We start from the raw sequence: 15,551 nt of genomic DNA, 5'->3' as shown, positions 1-15,551 counted from the left end.
CCCATTTGGAAGCTTTGAAGGAATTGATCGAGCAAGTGATAACCGGCCGCACTCTGATTACGGCTACACTAAGCCAACTGCGCAGTAAGGGCGATGCTGCCTACAATAAAGTACAGGTTAAGCCTGTTGAGCTAAAAGGGAAGCTGCATTATCAGTTTGCCTATTATATCGGCCCTAAGGTCGAACACCGCAACATTCCCGCAGATGAGGCCGCCGAAGAGATGCTCTCTTTGCTGAGGGACACCTTCCGCCAAGGTCTGCTGTGTACGGCCGGTGCCGACTATCAGGTGCTGATCAGCAAGAAATACAAGGTATCTATTCTGACCAAATCAGCCAGCAAGCAGGAAGCGCCGGATCTGGCCCATAACCGCCGGAAGCAGTATGTGCTGGATGAGGGGGAGCCGGTGCCGTTCCTGGTCGAGCTTGGTATTATGAACAGCGAAGGCAAGGTACTGGCCAAAAAATATGATAAGTTCCGCCAGATCAACCGGTTCCTGGAGATGGTTCAGGATGTGCTGGGCGATCTGCCGGCAGGCCGTCCGCTGACGATTGTGGATTTTGGCTGCGGCAAGTCTTATTTGACCTTCGCGCTGTATCACTATCTCGCCGTCCGCGAGCAGCGGGAGCTGAATATTGTCGGCCTTGACCTTAAGGCGGATGTCATTGCGCACTGCGATGCGCTGGCGGCCAGGCTGGGCTATGACCGGCTGAAGTTCCTGGTGGGTGATATCGCTGACTATAATGAGCTGGATCAGGTGGACATGGTGGTTACGCTGCATGCTTGCGATACCGCCACCGATGCAGCACTGGAGAAGGCCGTGCGCTGGGGCGCATCGGTAATCCTATCGGTGCCCTGCTGCCAGCATGAGCTGTTCGCGCAGGTCGAGAGCGAGGTACTGAATCCGCTGCTGTCACACGGTATCCTGAAGGAGCGGTTCTCGGCGCTCGCCACCGATGCAATCCGGGCGAAGCTGCTGGACCTGATGGGCTACCGCAGCCAGCTGCTGGAATTCATCGACATGGAGCATACCCCGAAGAACATCCTGATCCGCGCCGTCCGCAGCGACAGCGGTGACCAGGCTGCCAAATGGCGCGAATACACCGCATTCCGCGATTTCCTCGGTGCCAAGCCTTACCTGGAGCGCGTCTGCTCCGATCTGCTGCCCGCCGGCAGTCTGGAAGCTTAATTCATGTGTTGAATAGTTTAGGGTATGACAGACCGGCTGCTTCCTGATGGGGGCGGCTGTTTTTTTGCGGTTCGAGGCTGGATAGTGCTCCTCAATTGAGCGTGTGAGCTAACTCGTGCGGATTGGCTGCCTCTTCTGATTTCCGGTAAATATGGGCAGACTGTTAAGCATCATGAGCAATAGGAGATTTAGGATGCGGGTGAACAGGTATGGACGGCAAAGTGATTGGTTGGTTACTTTGGTTTGCGGGTTGGCGTTAACAGCAGCGGGGATGGCGGCCTGTGTGCTGAGAGGGTTCTTTTTCACCGGGGAGATGTATTTGTTCCTGACGGTGTGGTTTGGCTTATGCGGAGTCTTACTGGGATTGCTACTTATCTATATGGCGGGTGGTAGAGGGGTACAAGTAGAGGAGCAGTCTGAACGCAGAGAGAATATACGGGAGCTGGCTGGCAGTGCAGGTAGAGGGAGGGGGCTGGCTGTATGGGGGTTACTCAGCGGTTGTCTGCTACTCTGTCTCTTGTATGCTATCCAGGCACTGGGCAATCCTGTATCTGCGCAAGGAACACTACATGAAATGCTGCGCTCAGGCTTCTACACTAGCTTTGTGACATTCGCTTTGTTGGCGGCAAGAACCCGTCGGGGAGGAACTCTTCTTGCAGCAGTGTGGCATATGCTTGGAATCACTATTAGTTTGTCGGCTCTTTTGGCGGTCTGCGGAGGTCTCCCGGTTCCTTATGCGGTGGCGTATACCCAATCTCCCGGAGTCAGTGCCACTGGTGCGAGGCTGGCAGGGCTGCTTCAGTATCCGAATGCCTTTGGTGCGGTGATGGCTGTGTATCTGCTGGAACGGCTGTTTGCTGCCGCTTATAGCTTCGGGTCTGGAGATTCTGGGAAAGCAGAGGATGGGGAGAAGAATGGTGCGCTTGGAGGCGTGGCTGTAGCCGGAGTAGATAAGGGAGATGCAGGCAGCAGTGCGGTGCGTGCGAGTGTCAGCGGAGTAGATGAGTTAGGTGCAGAAGGTGCGGATGCGGGAAATAATGCTGAGCGTATGGATGTCAGTGGAGCGGGTGAGGTAGGTGCAGAGGGTTCGGGTACGTGCAGCAATAGTTCGGCGCGTGCTGGTGTCAGCAGAGCGGGCAAGGTGGGTGGAGGTGCAGGCACCCATGGAGAGCGGACCAGAACCTGGTCCGCTGCGCACTGGCTAAGAGCGGCGCGCCTGCTGCCGCTCTTCCCGTACGCCGCCGCGCTGCTGCTCAGCGAGTCGCGCGGCGCATGGCTGGCTGCGGCTGCCGCCGGCGCCGCAGCCCTTCTCCTGAAGCGGCAACTGTTCGTGCCGCTTCTAATCACCGGCGCCGCCCCCGTTGCCGCGGCGGCGCTGCTCTACCGCCAGCTGGCCCGCTCCGGGCTGGCGGTAGAGCCCTTGCCCGGCCTGCTGCTGCTGGCCGGGCTCTGGGCCGGCGCGTGGCTGGCCGGCCTATGGCTGCACCGCCGCAGCTGCCATGCGGCGGGCGGGTCCCGCGCCGCCGTGCTGGCACTGGCGGCGGCGGGCTGGACGGCGGCGGCCAGCGCCGTCCTGCTGCTGGTACGCGCGCGGATCACCGGGCCGTCACCGACGGCCGACGCGCGCGGACTGTTCTACCGCGACGCCTGGAAGCTCGCGGCAGAGGCGCCCTGGCTGGGGCGCGGGGGTGAGACCTGGCGGCATACGTACCTTGCCGCCCAGTCACGCCCCTACGTGGGCAGCCAGGTGCACAGCGGTTACCTCGACATCCTGCTGAACCTCGGGATGGCGGGTCTGGCTGCGGTCCTCCTGCTGCTCCTGGCCGCAGGAGGGCTGGTATTCAAGGCGTCACCAAGGCTGCTTCCGCCTCTGCTCGTGATCATTCTGCATAGCGCAGCTGATTTCGACTGGAGCTATGGACTAGTCTGGTTGCTGCTGCTCCTGTTGCCCGCTTGGGCATTTGCCGAAGCAAATAGCCTGACTATTAGGACGGTTGACTCTGCAGCTCTGCATGACTCCCGTTGGCAGCGCAGCAAGCGTCCTTGCCAGCGAAGGAAGTGGCCTCACCGATTATGGGTTTATGCAGGCATAAGCGTTTTCTGCGGGCTGACCCTTCTGTGCAGCGGTCTTTCCTTCGAGGCAATGAAGGGGTCTGCCTTATTCAAGCAGGCGGTTAGGGAGAGTGATCCTGCGATACGAATTAAGCTGCTGCAGGAATCACTGAGATGGAATCCGAGAGAGCCTCAGGCTGCGGTTGCTTTATCGCGTCTGCTTCCACAGAAGCAGGGGGTTGATCTGTTGTTGCGAAGCCTGTCATTCTCTCCAGGGGATGTTGCTCTCCATGGGGAGCTTGCGGCAAGTTATCTGCGGGGCGGTAATCCTGGAGAAGCGCTGTACTGGGTCCGCCGCAGTCAACAGACGGATCACTTTAATGCTGCCAGAAGGCTTGCTGCTTTAAGAGGAATGCTTGAGATGGGGGAACGCAGCTTGGCAGAGGGAGACAGACGTATAGCGGAGGATAGCGCGGCGGCGGGACTAGAGCTGATGCGGCAGTACAGCCTGCTAACCACCAAGGAGGAGGACAGAGGACCGCAGCATAATGACCGCAACTTCACCCTACTTCCGCAGAGCGAAGGGATCTATCTTGAGTTAACACATTTACAGTCCCAGGCGTCACTTAGCTCCAATAATAAATAAGAAGCGCCTCATATTGAACTCGGGGCTTGATCGCCGCTGCGGTGAACCTAGCAGCACAATGACCGCAGTCTCACCCTCACCTTAGGACTTCCCACAGCCGCCCCTCACCCGAGCCTCAGTTCCTACCCATCCCCCGACTAATCTCAAGCTTTAACACGCCGCGAGATCAGCCATGAGTACACAATAGGGAGTATAATCATGATTACCAGAGCGGTGATGATCATGCTGATCGACAGCGTAACGGGCATGAAGGCCGCAAGCGCAATCAGCAGACCGCCGGTCACCCACATCCTTCCGGAGAAACGGTGGGTTCTCCGCCATACGGCAGGGTTATGCAGCGTCCAGGGCGTGCGGACTCCCATGAAATAATTATCCCTGATCTGCGGCAGGAAATTTCCGATTACAGCCAGCAGCAGCCCTATGCTTACAGTAGCCCATTTTCCTGCAGGAAATTGCACATCCAGCCCGTAACTGACCGACAGGACAAGGGCGGCATCACAGATGACGGCAACGGTGAGACGGATCATTTTGTAAGCGCCCGGGAACTTATTATAATTCTCTCCCTTAGGGTCAACATTGCGTATGAACTGCATCGCGAGCGGGAAAATCAAGCCCAAAAAAGAGAACAAGGCAATAACCGAACCCTTGCTCCAGTAAGTATTGACCTTGCCCGTTATACTGAATTGGGCGGGCAGCTGATCCGGCAGCTTGCCGTAATTCACCAGCGCGTAGCCCAGTGAGAGGAGCCCGAGAATGACAATCAGCGTATCCTGCCACTTCCATGTGAAATTCTTCATCAATGTTCATCCTCCGTATGTTTAATAGCGTGCGGTTCACTTTTCCCTTTGGTCCCGGAGCCCTTTGAGCCAGCATCCGTCTGAGCTTCCGGTTGATGGTCCCTGCTTCCCTTGCCTGTACCCGTCAATTCCAGGAACCAGCCAAGCACCTCTTCAAGTACCGTGGAGTCCAGCGAATAGACGATGAATTGCCCGTTACGTTCGTCCTGCACCAGCCCCGCGTGCTTCAGCGCATTGAGGTGGTGAGAGATGCTGGGCTTCGTCATATTGAAAAAATGGGCGATTTCCCCGGCCGTCCGGTCCTTTTCACGCAGCAGCCGGAGAATTTGCCTCCGGGTCGGGTCGGCGAGCGCTTTGAACGATTCATTCAACTCCATATCCTCCTTTCGATATTTAAATAATTATCTAAATATATAATATGACTCGATTCCAATCTTTGTCAATGCAGAAACTCACGCGAAGGCGCTTTTCTTCCAAATAGAGGAATTTATATGCTTCACGCTATAAATTATCCTTCTATTTCCCGCCGAACCGCTACCGTTCTTTAAAAGAACAGCAGAGCCGTTTACGCTTGTATTCCTTAAGTAGAAGTCGTAAGCCTGCATATGCTAGAATAGGCTAGGAGAAGCTGGATACATAGAGCGGTTAAGCAGATGGGTTCTGCCAGCAGAATACCAGGCTATTACGCCATACGGGAGGAGACCTGCAGTGCACTTTATATCTGATGTCATTTCACAATTGTTTGAATGGATTCAGTCTTTGGGTTACTTCGGGATTATGATCGGCCTTATGATTGAAGTCATTCCAAGTGAGATTGTCCTGGCTTTTGGCGGCTATTTGGTTTCACAAGGCGATATTAACTTTTTTGGTGCGGTGCTGTTCGGTACCGTCGGGGGAGTCATCGCCCAGATCTTTGTTTATTGGATTGGCCGTTATGGCGGCAGGCCTGTGCTGGAGAAGTACGGCAAGTACATTTTTATCTCCAAAAAGCATATTGACCACTCCGAAGAATGGTTTCAAAAGTATGGGACCGGTGTGATTTTTACAGCCCGCTTTATCCCGGTTGTCCGTCATGCCATCTCCGTTCCGGCCGGTATTTCCCGCATGCCGCTGGGCAAATTCACTATGCTGACAACCCTTGCAGTCATTCCGTGGAGCGCGTTGTTTGTCTATCTGGGGTATACGCTTGGGGACAAGTGGAAGACCATTGATGAGGTCGCAGCCAAGTACACTCATGAGATTCTTCTTGGCGCTATTGCGGTAATTATTCTGTATTTCCTGTTCAAGTGGTACAAATCCAAAAAGAAGGGTAGTGCAGTATGAAGCAGAATGTAGCATCCAAATTTGGCCAAGGCCTGACTCCGCGCCAGTTCGTGGAAGCCATGACGAAGAACCAGCAGGCTTTTGAAGCCTGGTATGAGAAGTTCGCCTGGGAAGACGAGAGTGACCGGGAATATTTCGAGAGCCTGAATCACCGTGATGATCTGCGTGTGCTGATTCTGGCTGCGGACTGGTGCGGAGATGTGGTCCGCAATGTTCCGGTCGTCTTCCGGATTCTGGAGACTGCGGGCATCAAGACGGAAGTGCTGATTCTCGAAGAGAACCAGGAGCTGATGGACAATTTCCTGACCATGGGCGGACGCTCCGTTCCTATCGTGATTTTTGCGGATACCGGAGGTTATGTACTGGGGCAGTGGGGACCGCGTCCGGAGCATGTCCAGACGCTGATGAGAGAATTCAAACGGGAGAACCCGGACCGCGAAGCAGCGGACTATGACAGCAAAATTACCGAAGTGCGCAAAGCAATGGGGCAAGCCTACGGAGAAGGAACGGAATCACACGCAGTTATCGCCAAAGAGCTGCGCAGTCTGATCTCCGGATTCTAATGCCGATGCTTAATATTCGTTCTTATAATCTGGGGGCACTCCAGACCAATGCCTATCTTCTGACGGGGGCAGACCCTAAGCGCGGTGTCATCATTGATCCGGGGGCTAATCCTGCGGGTCTTCTCCGCGGCGCCGAGGGAATGGAGATTGAGGCGATTCTGCTGACACATGCCCATTTCGACCATATTGCCGGGCTGGACGAGGTCCGCAAAGCCAAGAAGTGCCCGGTCTATATCCATCCGCTGGAGAGTGATTGGCTGGGCAGCCCGAAGCTGAACGGCTCCTTGATGTGGCCTGATACCACGCCTCCCATCAGCACAGATCCAGCAGAGTACGATCTGGCGGAAGGCCAAATTCTGAAGCTGCTCGGCCTTTCTTTCCGTGTCATGCATACGCCGGGACATTCGCCGGGAAGCGTCAGCTTTTTATGCGGGAATGATTTGTTCGCCGGTGATGTCTTGTTCAAAATGGGAGTAGGACGTACCGATCTTCCAGGCGGCAGAGAACGGGATCTGATTGACTCGATCCGCGGCAAGCTCTACCGGCTGGATGAGGAAGTGAGAGTGTTCCCCGGACATGGTCCGCGAACCTCAATCGGCTATGAGAAGCTTCACAACCCTTATGTCCCGATGTAGAATGGTATATCTTTTGGGATGATTTTGCATTGTAACGACATCTTCTGGCCGGATTTGACACAAACCGGGAAATTAGAGGTAGACAAGCCAGGGCCAGATTGTTACAATATGGTTAATTAAATGTAACATTTACCTCGCGAAGCACGCAGACTGTGGAATAATCCCGGTTTGCGTTCTTTTTTTTGCCTATAGATATGAATTTTTCAGGGGGAAGCAGAATGAAGGATAATATGCATTGCCAGTTGGATTATGGGGAATTGGAAGCGAATAATTCATTGATAGCGGAGCGGAATGAAGTGAATGATCCGGCCGGGAAGAGTGATACTAAATATACGTTGTTCTGGAGCTTTCCCGGAGGCAAGGGGGCTATTCAGCCATGGAGACGCAGACTGTGGGAGCTGCAGAATAATTCTGACTCTGAATGAACGATAACTATTACATAGACGTATTACAGGTGTGACAGAAGAGATAAGGGGAGGGGCTATGGGCGACAGGACGCTGGAGATGATCAGCCAGGCACAGCGGGGTGACGCTGCTGCACTGGCCGTGCTGCTGCGTGAGCATTATCCCTTCCTGTACAAGTATCTGATCAAAGCGACACTTGACCCGTTGCTTGCGGAAGAGATTGCTCAGGACACAATGGTCAGATGCATGGAGAAGATCGGGACTTACAACGGGACCTCGGCATTCTCTTCATGGCTGATTACCATTGGCAGCCGGTTGTACATTGACCGTAAGCGGCGCTGGAGCCGGGAGGCACAGTGGCGGGAGAGACAGATGCAGGAGCAGGGGAACCGCAGTTTACGCTGGAGCTTTGAGAGCCGGAATATGGAGTGGAGTGAAGTGCTCGATGCCTTGTCGCGTCTATCCTCTGCGCACAGAATGGCTGTGCTGCTGAAGCATTATTACGGGTACAGCTATGATGAGATCGGGGAGATGCTGGAGATCCCTTCCGGAACGGTCAAATCACGGGTAGCTGCCGGACTGGGTCAACTGCGAAAGGAGCTGAATGAGGATGAGGTTTAAGAGTGACGAGGAGCTGCTGGGTAAGCTGTCCGCGGAGCTGGATCATCTGGATATGCTGTATGCCGATGTTACTCCGCCTTCCTTGCCGGAGCTGGAGCAGCTTATTGCCGGGGAAGCTGTCCGCCGGAGGAAGCGGCGCCGTAAGGAACTGCTGCTATTCATTCTAGTGGCTCTTGTGCTGGTTACCATAGTGATTTCTATTCTAAGCACAGCGCCGGTGCTGTATTGGAGTCTGCAGGCAGTGTTCATTCTGAGCGCACTTGGCAGCTTGGGAGCAGCGCGGATCAGACACGGGCGGGAGGAATCATAAGCGTGAAGGAGCTGCAGGAGATACCTATTTGGTTTTGGATGATTCTTGCAGCTGTGCTGCTGCTGCAGGGAACCTGGCTGTTCCGTGATGCCAGGAACAGAGGTCAGGGAATGAAGGCCTGGTTCTGGGGAATCTGGGGACTTACCGTTGTACCCTCACCGGCAGTATTTTACCTGCTGTTTGTAGTTCTTCCAGATAAGCGCAAACGGAAGGCCGGAAGGAGCCGCTGAGACAATAGCTGATTGCCCGGGAGATAAGGAGGATATGGCTATGAATGATTTGAATTGGGGATTGATTGGGCCGCTGCTTGCGTTGCAGGTAATACTGGCAATCATCGGTCTGATTTCTCTGAGCAAGACAGAGCAGGTACGCGGACCGAAATGGATGTGGGTTCTATTCTTGATTTTTGGCAACCTGCTGGGCAGTGTGGCTTATTTCACACTGGGAAGGAAAGAGTTCTGATGCCGCTGCTAGAGGTTAAGGATCTTCACAAGAGCTTTAAGGGGCATCCCTCAGTGAATGGCATCAGCTTTGGAATTGAAGCAGGACGCTGTGTCGCGCTGCTCGGACCCAATGGAGCCGGGAAGACTACAACGCTGCGCATGCTTGCCGGCCTTCTGCCGCAGACTGCGGGAACGATCACTTTTGACGGGGCTCCGGGGACGGATTACCGCCGGCAACTGGGCTATCTGCCGCAAGCCCCGGCTTTTTACAATTGGATGAGCGGGCACGAATATATCTTATTTGCCGCCAAGATGAGCGGAATGAATGCACGGGAGGCTGCAGCGGCATCGGGCGTTGTGCTGGAGCGTGTGGGACTAGGCTCTGCGGCACGGCGGCGGATTGGCGGATATTCGGGGGGGATGAAGCAGCGCTTGGGGCTGGCCCAGGCCCTGGTACACCGCCCGCGTCTGCTTCTGCTGGATGAGCCGGTCTCCGCGCTTGATCCTATCGGACGCCGGGAAGTCATGGAGCTGCTTAGGGACATCCGGGAGCAGACAACCGTTATTTTCTCCACGCATGTGCTGCATGATGCGGAAGAGATATGCGATGATGTCGTATTGATGAACCAGGGGACCATAGCCGTTCAAGGAACCTTGTCCAGTCTCCGCGCAGAATACAGTCTGCCGGTAATCCGGCTCACTACAGGGAAGGAAGCTTCGGCTATCCGCTGGCTAGAAGGGCTTAGACACAGGGATTTTATTGAAGAAGCGCTTATTTCGGATGGCAAGGCCGTGTTCAACGTCACGGATGTAGGGCTTGCCCGCCGGACGCTATTACAGGAAGCCGTAGAGCTGGATATTCCGCTGCTGCAATTTGAAGCAGGCTCATCGACACTGGAGGACCTGTTCATGAAGGTGGTGGGAACATGAGGAAGCTTTGGGCTCTATATTTGAAGGAGATGCTGGAGAATGTGCGCAGCTATAAGCTGATATGGGTTCCCGTGGTGTTTATTGTTCTGGGAATTATGCAGCCGCTGATCAGCTTTTATATGGCGGATATCCTGGCGTTCTCTTCCAATGTCCCTGCTGGATTGATGGAGAATATGGAGAGACCGGCCGCGTCCTCTGTAATGGCTCAGGCCTTGGGCCAGTATGGAACAATTGGTATGCTGATTCTGGTGCTGGGAACGATGAACAGTCTGGCAGGAGAGCGCAGCAGCGGCACCTCCGAACTGTTAATGGCGAAGCCGGTCTCCTCTATATCCGTTGTTGCAGCCAAATGGACCGCGAACTTCACGGTACTGGTTATTGCAATGGGGCTGGGGGCAGCGGGAGCGGCTTATTATACAGTACAGCTTATGGGGGCTTTATCCTGGCAGGACGTGATTGCAGCGTCTGGACTGTATGCGCTGTGGCTGCTCTGTGCGGTGTCGCTTACGCTGCTCTTTAGTGCCTGGCTGCGCGGGCCTGCTGCTGCCGGCCTGTCTCTCTTGTTGGCAGCGGTCATGAGTCTCGTCCATGGCCTGTTGCCAGTTAAGCTGAACTGGATGCCTGCTGCTCTGCCGGGAATGTCTGCCGGTGTACTTGCAGATGGAGGTACCGGAGTGAGCTTGGCACCGATTGTCTCCGCAGTACTCTTGATTATGATTTGTATTGCCGGTGCCTCACTGCTGGCTGCAAGGAATAAATTGCCAGTCTAGCAAGCTTTACGATAAGAAAGCGATCTTTCATGAATTTTCAGAGTATTTTCTGCGGAAATTCATCGTACCATCATCCTGCTGCTGGACAGCTCTATCTTTTTTTAGTAGACTGTTGAAACAAGCAGAACCATGATAGATTTTGGTCAGGAGGTAGGATGATGCTGCGTTTAGGAGAGAAGATTGTCATTGTCGCAGACGCTTTTGAGCAGAGTCTTCCTATCGGAGACTATGGCTACCTGATTGCTTACGACCGCAATCCTGATAATGCGTTTGATTATGTCATTCGTGTTCCCGAAGCTAACCGGAATTTCTATGTTACGGCAGAGGATATTGAGGCCGAGGAACAATTGCTGGTAGCAGAAGCTGAGAGAGCCACGCACGAAGCGCTGATAGATTATGCATTGTCAACGTACAACGAGAAGCTGTTTCATCACCTGATGAACGGCGAGGAAGTTGAAGCGGAAGAGATAGAGACAACATCCCCAGAAAGTTTGTCCCAGGCGGATTTCATCAAGCAGGTGAATCTTCGCGCTTGGATTTAAGTAAGAGCCGGCGAATGCCGGCTTTTTTGTCTTTATACGATCCTACCTCAAAACTCTAACCCCGGAAATCCATCCTCTGCCAACCGCCATCCCGCCATCCCGCCATATATCCTGCACAAAGTACAATATTGTTGCCCTACAACCCGTCAGTCTTTGCAAATCCTGCACGAAATACAACCTTCTGGTGAGTTTAGTCTGTTAACCTGAAGGAATTCTGTATACCGTACAACAATCTGGGTATTCAAGCACCAAAGTTGCATTAATCATGTACAACATACAACAATCTCGTATTCGATCTGCTAATTCTCATTAAACCTGCCCAACATACAACAATCCGGAGTGCCGCTCCGCCAGCACGGGAATTCTACATACTTACTCCCCATATATCCCCTCAATCGACAAGCGCATTGAATTGTAAGGCCGTCTACCCTATAATTAAAAACGTTATCCGGGCGCTTTAGCCCTTTAAACAGGAGGGATATCCATTATGAGCATCACCGTCAAAGATGTGCAGCATGTGGCCAAGCTGGCCCGCCTGCAATTAAGCCCGGAAGAAGAGGCTACCTTCACCGAACAAATGAATGCTATTTTACAATATGCCGAGAAGTTGAATGAGCTGGATACCGAGAATGTTCCGCCGACCACCCATGTGCTGCAGGTAAGCAATGTAATGCGTGACGATGTGGAGAAGGAGAGCTTGACCCAAGAGGAAGCGCTGCTTAACGCACCGGAAGACGAAGAAGGACATTTCAAGGTTCCCGCTGTTCTGGAATAACCCCATACCTGAGAGGAGGAAGCAAGTTGAGCCTGTTTCAATACCGATTACCCGAAGTACATAACATGCTGAACACCAAAGCGGTCTCGGTCAGTGAGCTGACCGAAGATTCGCTGTCCGTCATTGCGGAGCGTGACAGCAAGGTTCATGCCTTTTTGACACTGAATGAAGAGGGAGCCCGCGCTAAGGCGCGCGAGCTTGATGACAAGCTGGCATCCGGTGCTTCCCGCGGTCTGCTCTTCGGACTGCCTGCCGGTATTAAGGATAATATTGTGACCCAAGGTCTGCGCACCACCTGTGCCAGCCAGTTTCTCACCAATTTCCAGCCGGTCTATGATGCGACAGTAGTCAACAAGCTGCGTCAGGCCGATGCCGTCACTATGGGCAAGCTGAACATGGACGAGTTCGCCATGGGCGGGTCCAATGAGAATTCCAGCTTCGGCGCTGTTCGCAATCCATGGGATCTGGAGCGTGTTCCAGGCGGTTCGAGCGGCGGTTCGGCAGCAGCGGTTGCAGCCGGGGAAGTCTTCTTCACCCTCGGCTCAGACACTGGCGGTTCGATTCGCCAGCCAGCCTCCTATTGCGGGGTAGTCGGCCTCAAGCCTACGTATGGCCTGGTCTCCCGTTATGGCCTGGTCGCTTTTGCTTCCTCCTTGGATCAGATCGGTCCGATTACCCGTACCGTGGAGGATTCCGCATACGTCCTGCAGGCAATTGCCGGTTACGATGCCCAGGATTCCACTTCAGCTAAGGTTAACATACCTGATTATCTGAGCTCGCTGACCGGTGACATCTCGGGTCTGCGAATTGCCGTACCTAAGGAATACCTGGGTGAAGGTGTGGATGCCCAGGTCCGTGAATCGGTGCTCGCAGCGCTTAAAGTGCTGGAAGGCCTTGGCGCCATATGGGAAGAGGTTTCCCTTCCGCATACGGAATACGCTGTAGCTGCTTATTATCTGCTCTCCTCCTCGGAGGCTTCCTCCAACCTGGCCCGTTTTGACGGTGTCCGTTATGGAGTGCGTGTGGATGATGGGGGCGGATTACTGGATTTGTACCATAATTCCCGCAGCCAGGGCTTCGGCCCTGAAGTCAAACGCCGGATCATGCTCGGCACCTATGCGCTCAGCTCCGGATATTATGATGCCTATTATTTGAAGGCGCAGAAGGTCCGTACCTTGATTAAGCAGGATTTCGACGAAGTATTCCGCAAGTATGATGTTGTCATCGGGCCGACTGCGCCAACCACAGCCTTCAAGCTGGGTTCGCAGACCGAAGATCCGCTGACCATGTATCTGAATGATATCCTTACCATTCCTGTCAGCCTGGCCGGTATTCCTGCCATCAGCATCCCTTGCGGCTTCGCGGAAGGCCTGCCTGTCGGCCTGCAGATTATCGGCAAGGAGTTTGATGAGAGTACGGTACTGCGCGTTGCGCATGCCTTTGAACAACATACAGAGCATCACAAGGCCCGTCCGCAACTGTAGCTTGAAGTAGTTGACCATAAACTTTTAAGGGATGAGATTATCTATGTCTAAATATGAAACGGTCATCGGGCTGGAAGTTCATGTGGAGCTTCATACCAAGTCCAAAATCTTCTGCGGCTGCTCCACTGAATTCGGCGCGCCGCCTAATACGCACACCTGTCCGGTCTGTCTCGGTCACCCCGGTGTACTCCCGGTGCTGAACCGCCAAGCGGTGGAGTATGCGATGAAAGCGGCAATGGCTCTGAACTGTACGATCGGCGATGTCAGCAAATTCGACCGCAAAAACTATTTTTACCCCGACTCCCCGAAGGCCTACCAGATTTCGCAATACGATCAGCCTATCGGCCTCGGCGGCTGGATTGATATTGAAGTGAACGGCGAGACCAAGCGGATCGGAATTACCCGTCTTCATCTGGAAGAGGACGCGGGTAAGCTGACGCATGTGGATGGAGGCTTCGCTTCACTGGTTGACTTCAACCGTGTGGGGACGCCGCTGATTGAGATTGTGTCTGAGCCTGATCTGCGTTCGCCGGAGGAAGCGCGTGCTTACCTGGAGAAGATCCGCGCTATTATGCAGTACTGTGATGTGTCCGATGTGAAGATGGAGGAAGGCTCCATGCGTTGTGATGCTAACATCAGCCTGCGGCCGGCAGGCCAGGAAGAATTCGGTATCCGTGCGGAGCTGAAGAATATGAACTCCTTCCGCGGTGTGCTCCGTGGCCTTGAATATGAGCAGTTCCGCCAGGCAGAGATTCTGGATGACGGAGGAACTGTTGTACAGGAGACCCGCCGCTGGGATGAAGCCGGAGGCAAGACCTTGTCCATGCGCGGCAAGGAGGAAGCCCATGATTACCGTTATTTCCCGGACCCGGATCTGATTGTGCTGCATATTGGGGAGGACTGGAAGGAAGCGATCCGCTCCACAATCCCTGAGCTGCCGGATGCCCGGCAGGCCCGGTACAGTGAGGAGTATGGTCTGACTGCCTATGATGCCGGAGTGCTCACCTCCTCCAAGCCGCTTGCGGACTTCTTCGAGGGCAGTCTTGCCTTCACGCAGGATGCTAAGGCTGTCGCCAACTGGATGATGGGCGATCTGCTCGGATATTTGAACAGCAACAATCTGGAATTATCCCAGGTGAAGATTACGCCGCAGGGACTGGGCGAGATGATCGGCCTGATCGCAGGCGGAACCATCAGCAGCAAGATCGCCAAAACAGTATTCAAAGAAATGCTGGAGAGCGGGAAGCTGCCGGCGGTAATCGTGGAAGAGCAAGGCCTTGTTCAGATCAGCGATGAAGGGGCGATCAAACGAATTGTTGAGGAAGTGGTCGCGGCCAATCCGCAATCGGTCGAAGATTACAAGGCTGGCAAGCAAAAAGCCATCGGCTTCCTTGTAGGCCAGGTCATGAAGGCGAGCAAAGGGAAGGCTAACCCGGGTCTTGCGAACACTCTGCTCGCAGAAGTGCTGAACAGATAGACTGCTTTTGGGTAATAGATCATAGAATCTTGGACACAGGGCTTGTCGGCAACGGCAGGCTCTGTGCAGTATATAAGGGGAATGTACGGATGGATACAATCGTGAAGCTGAATCTGCAGGATGAGTTCCTGCTTGATGAGCTGTGGAGCCTTCAGCATAAGGCCTACCGCCTGGAGGCGGAGATCATCGGGTTTCGTGACATACCGCCGCTGCTGGAGACGAGGGACATGCTCAGCCGGGTTACAGAGGATTTCTATGGCTGCTTCGATGAGACGGAGGAGCTACTGGGCGCTGTTGCAGTTATCGAGGAGTCTCCCGGCAAGCTAACGGTTACCCGGATGATGGTCAGCCCGGACCATTTCCGCCAAGGTGTGGCCGGAAGACTATTAGAATTTATCTTTGCCCGTTATGCGGAGATGGAGCAGTTTATCGTATCTACAGGGAAGCTGAATCTTCCGGCAGTGACGCTCTATACCAAGCACGGGTTCATTCCTGCCGGGTCCGAAGAGGTGGTTCCGGGAGTAGAACTGCTGGAATTCCAACGGGCAGGCAGGCTGAAATGACAAGTACATCCCATTTTAGAAAGGAGGA

At 54.2% G+C, this 15,551-nt stretch carries 18 protein-coding genes and 1 pseudogene; 17 read left to right on the top strand and 2 right to left on the bottom strand.

What is annotated here, in order from left to right; genetic code table 11:
• The first annotated feature begins 5 nt into the window (after window positions 1-5).
• Together MKZ07_RS18630 and MKZ07_RS18625 are read left to right on the top strand one after the other, a co-directional pair.
• Window positions 6-1,187 carry a class I SAM-dependent methyltransferase gene (locus MKZ07_RS18630; protein WP_076159825.1) on the top strand — a complete coding sequence of 394 codons (1,182 nt, stop codon included), beginning with the start codon at window positions 6-8 and terminating at the stop codon, window positions 1,185-1,187.
• A 193-nt stretch (window positions 1,188-1,380) separates the two neighbouring features.
• Entirely contained in the window at window positions 1,381-3,885 is a 2,505-nt protein-coding gene (locus MKZ07_RS18625; RefSeq protein ID WP_341027080.1) for an O-antigen ligase family protein, read from the top strand.
• Window positions 3,886-4,028: 143 nt separating this feature from the next.
• Here MKZ07_RS18625 and MKZ07_RS18620 read toward each other — a convergent pair whose 3' ends face one another.
• Window positions 4,029-4,682, bottom strand: a complete 654-nt coding sequence (locus tag MKZ07_RS18620) for an SdpI family protein (RefSeq protein ID WP_341027076.1) — start codon at window positions 4,680-4,682, stop codon at window positions 4,029-4,031.
• Between the two features lie 110 nt (window positions 4,683-4,792).
• A pseudogene (locus tag MKZ07_RS18615) lies at window positions 4,793-5,053 on the bottom strand (autorepressor SdpR family transcription factor); the annotation flags it as partial.
• Window positions 5,054-5,390: 337 nt separating this feature from the next.
• On the opposite strand from MKZ07_RS18615, the gene MKZ07_RS18610 reads away from it, so the two are divergent.
• From MKZ07_RS18610 to MKZ07_RS18540, 15 genes are all read left to right on the top strand, one after another.
• Complete coding sequence (locus MKZ07_RS18610; protein ID WP_036696330.1) at window positions 5,391-6,005, top strand: DedA family protein; 615 nt, start codon at window positions 5,391-5,393, stop codon at window positions 6,003-6,005.
• Window positions 6,002-6,568, top strand: a complete 567-nt coding sequence (locus tag MKZ07_RS18605) for a thioredoxin family protein (RefSeq protein WP_076159804.1) — start codon at window positions 6,002-6,004, stop codon at window positions 6,566-6,568. Before MKZ07_RS18610 ends, MKZ07_RS18605 begins: the two co-directional genes overlap by 4 nt.
• 5 nt (window positions 6,569-6,573) lie before the next feature.
• The gene (locus MKZ07_RS18600; RefSeq protein ID WP_036696338.1) at window positions 6,574-7,203 is read left to right on the top strand and encodes an MBL fold metallo-hydrolase; all 630 of its coding nucleotides are present in this window, start codon (window positions 6,574-6,576) and stop codon (window positions 7,201-7,203) included.
• Window positions 7,204-7,421: 218 nt separating this feature from the next.
• Window positions 7,422-7,628: a hypothetical protein gene (locus MKZ07_RS18595; RefSeq protein ID WP_036696324.1), complete on the top strand. Its 207-nt coding sequence runs from the start codon at window positions 7,422-7,424 to the stop codon at window positions 7,626-7,628.
• A 58-nt stretch (window positions 7,629-7,686) separates the two neighbouring features.
• Window positions 7,687-8,229, top strand: a complete 543-nt coding sequence (sigY, locus tag MKZ07_RS18590; RefSeq protein ID WP_036696322.1) for an RNA polymerase sigma factor SigY — start codon at window positions 7,687-7,689, stop codon at window positions 8,227-8,229.
• Window positions 8,219-8,539 carry a YxlC family protein gene (locus tag MKZ07_RS18585; protein WP_036696320.1) on the top strand — a complete coding sequence of 107 codons (321 nt, stop codon included), beginning with the start codon at window positions 8,219-8,221 and terminating at the stop codon, window positions 8,537-8,539. The genes sigY and MKZ07_RS18585 overlap by 11 nt, the downstream gene beginning before the upstream one ends.
• 2 nt (window positions 8,540-8,541) lie before the next feature.
• The gene (locus MKZ07_RS18580) at window positions 8,542-8,769 is read left to right on the top strand and encodes a hypothetical protein (protein WP_036696318.1); all 228 of its coding nucleotides are present in this window, start codon (window positions 8,542-8,544) and stop codon (window positions 8,767-8,769) included.
• Window positions 8,770-8,809: 40 nt separating this feature from the next.
• On the top strand, window positions 8,810-9,001 hold the full coding sequence (locus tag MKZ07_RS18575; protein WP_036696316.1) for a PLD nuclease N-terminal domain-containing protein: 192 nt from the start codon (window positions 8,810-8,812) through the stop codon (window positions 8,999-9,001).
• A complete protein-coding gene (locus MKZ07_RS18570; RefSeq protein ID WP_036696313.1) occupies window positions 9,001-9,912 on the top strand; it encodes an ABC transporter ATP-binding protein in 912 nt (303 codons plus the stop codon). The genes MKZ07_RS18575 and MKZ07_RS18570 overlap by 1 nt, the downstream gene beginning before the upstream one ends.
• Window positions 9,909-10,682 (top strand): ABC transporter permease subunit, encoded by a 774-nt coding sequence (locus MKZ07_RS18565; RefSeq protein WP_036696311.1) that lies wholly within the window; start codon window positions 9,909-9,911, stop codon window positions 10,680-10,682. The genes MKZ07_RS18570 and MKZ07_RS18565 overlap by 4 nt, the downstream gene beginning before the upstream one ends.
• 158 nt (window positions 10,683-10,840) lie before the next feature.
• Window positions 10,841-11,224 carry a hypothetical protein gene (locus MKZ07_RS18560; RefSeq protein WP_036696310.1) on the top strand — a complete coding sequence of 128 codons (384 nt, stop codon included), beginning with the start codon at window positions 10,841-10,843 and terminating at the stop codon, window positions 11,222-11,224.
• A gap of 487 nt (window positions 11,225-11,711) precedes the next feature.
• Window positions 11,712-11,999: an Asp-tRNA(Asn)/Glu-tRNA(Gln) amidotransferase subunit GatC gene (gene gatC / locus MKZ07_RS18555; RefSeq protein WP_036696307.1), complete on the top strand. Its 288-nt coding sequence runs from the start codon at window positions 11,712-11,714 to the stop codon at window positions 11,997-11,999.
• 26 nt (window positions 12,000-12,025) lie between these two features.
• On the top strand, window positions 12,026-13,483 hold the full coding sequence (gene gatA, locus MKZ07_RS18550) for an Asp-tRNA(Asn)/Glu-tRNA(Gln) amidotransferase subunit GatA (protein WP_036696306.1): 1,458 nt from the start codon (window positions 12,026-12,028) through the stop codon (window positions 13,481-13,483).
• A gap of 31 nt (window positions 13,484-13,514) precedes the next feature.
• Window positions 13,515-14,960 (top strand): Asp-tRNA(Asn)/Glu-tRNA(Gln) amidotransferase subunit GatB, encoded by a 1,446-nt coding sequence (gene gatB, locus MKZ07_RS18545; RefSeq protein WP_036696305.1) that lies wholly within the window; start codon window positions 13,515-13,517, stop codon window positions 14,958-14,960.
• Window positions 14,961-15,049: 89 nt separating this feature from the next.
• Window positions 15,050-15,523 (top strand): GNAT family N-acetyltransferase, encoded by a 474-nt coding sequence (locus MKZ07_RS18540; protein ID WP_036696303.1) that lies wholly within the window; start codon window positions 15,050-15,052, stop codon window positions 15,521-15,523.
• Window positions 15,524-15,551 lie beyond the last annotated feature (28 nt).

This window comes from Paenibacillus sp. FSL P4-0338, from assembly GCF_038002365.1.
Classification (GTDB): domain Bacteria; phylum Bacillota; class Bacilli; order Paenibacillales; family Paenibacillaceae; genus Paenibacillus_AQ.
The sequence above is the reverse complement of the archived record's forward strand: the minus strand, read 5'-3'. Positions and strand labels throughout refer to the sequence as shown.

Coding starts and splice junctions, on each gene's coding strand:
- MKZ07_RS18540 (WP_036696303.1), top strand. CDS start 15,050: ATGGATACAATCGTGAAGCTGAATCTGCAGGATGAGTTCCTGCTTGAT.
- MKZ07_RS18620 (WP_341027076.1), bottom strand. CDS start 4,682: ATGAAGAATTTCACATGGAAGTGGCAGGATACGCTGATTGTCATTCTC.
- MKZ07_RS18605 (WP_076159804.1), top strand. CDS start 6,002: ATGAAGCAGAATGTAGCATCCAAATTTGGCCAAGGCCTGACTCCGCGC.
- MKZ07_RS18560 (WP_036696310.1), top strand. CDS start 10,841: ATGCTGCGTTTAGGAGAGAAGATTGTCATTGTCGCAGACGCTTTTGAG.
- MKZ07_RS18625 (WP_341027080.1), top strand. CDS start 1,381: ATGCGGGTGAACAGGTATGGACGGCAAAGTGATTGGTTGGTTACTTTG.
- gatC (WP_036696307.1), top strand. CDS start 11,712: ATGAGCATCACCGTCAAAGATGTGCAGCATGTGGCCAAGCTGGCCCGC.
- MKZ07_RS18565 (WP_036696311.1), top strand. CDS start 9,909: ATGAGGAAGCTTTGGGCTCTATATTTGAAGGAGATGCTGGAGAATGTG.
- sigY (WP_036696322.1), top strand. CDS start 7,687: ATGGGCGACAGGACGCTGGAGATGATCAGCCAGGCACAGCGGGGTGAC.
- MKZ07_RS18575 (WP_036696316.1), top strand. CDS start 8,810: ATGAATGATTTGAATTGGGGATTGATTGGGCCGCTGCTTGCGTTGCAG.
- MKZ07_RS18585 (WP_036696320.1), top strand. CDS start 8,219: ATGAGGTTTAAGAGTGACGAGGAGCTGCTGGGTAAGCTGTCCGCGGAG.
- MKZ07_RS18600 (WP_036696338.1), top strand. CDS start 6,574: ATGCTTAATATTCGTTCTTATAATCTGGGGGCACTCCAGACCAATGCC.
- MKZ07_RS18595 (WP_036696324.1), top strand. CDS start 7,422: ATGAAGGATAATATGCATTGCCAGTTGGATTATGGGGAATTGGAAGCG.
- MKZ07_RS18570 (WP_036696313.1), top strand. CDS start 9,001: ATGCCGCTGCTAGAGGTTAAGGATCTTCACAAGAGCTTTAAGGGGCAT.
- gatB (WP_036696305.1), top strand. CDS start 13,515: ATGAGATTATCTATGTCTAAATATGAAACGGTCATCGGGCTGGAAGTT.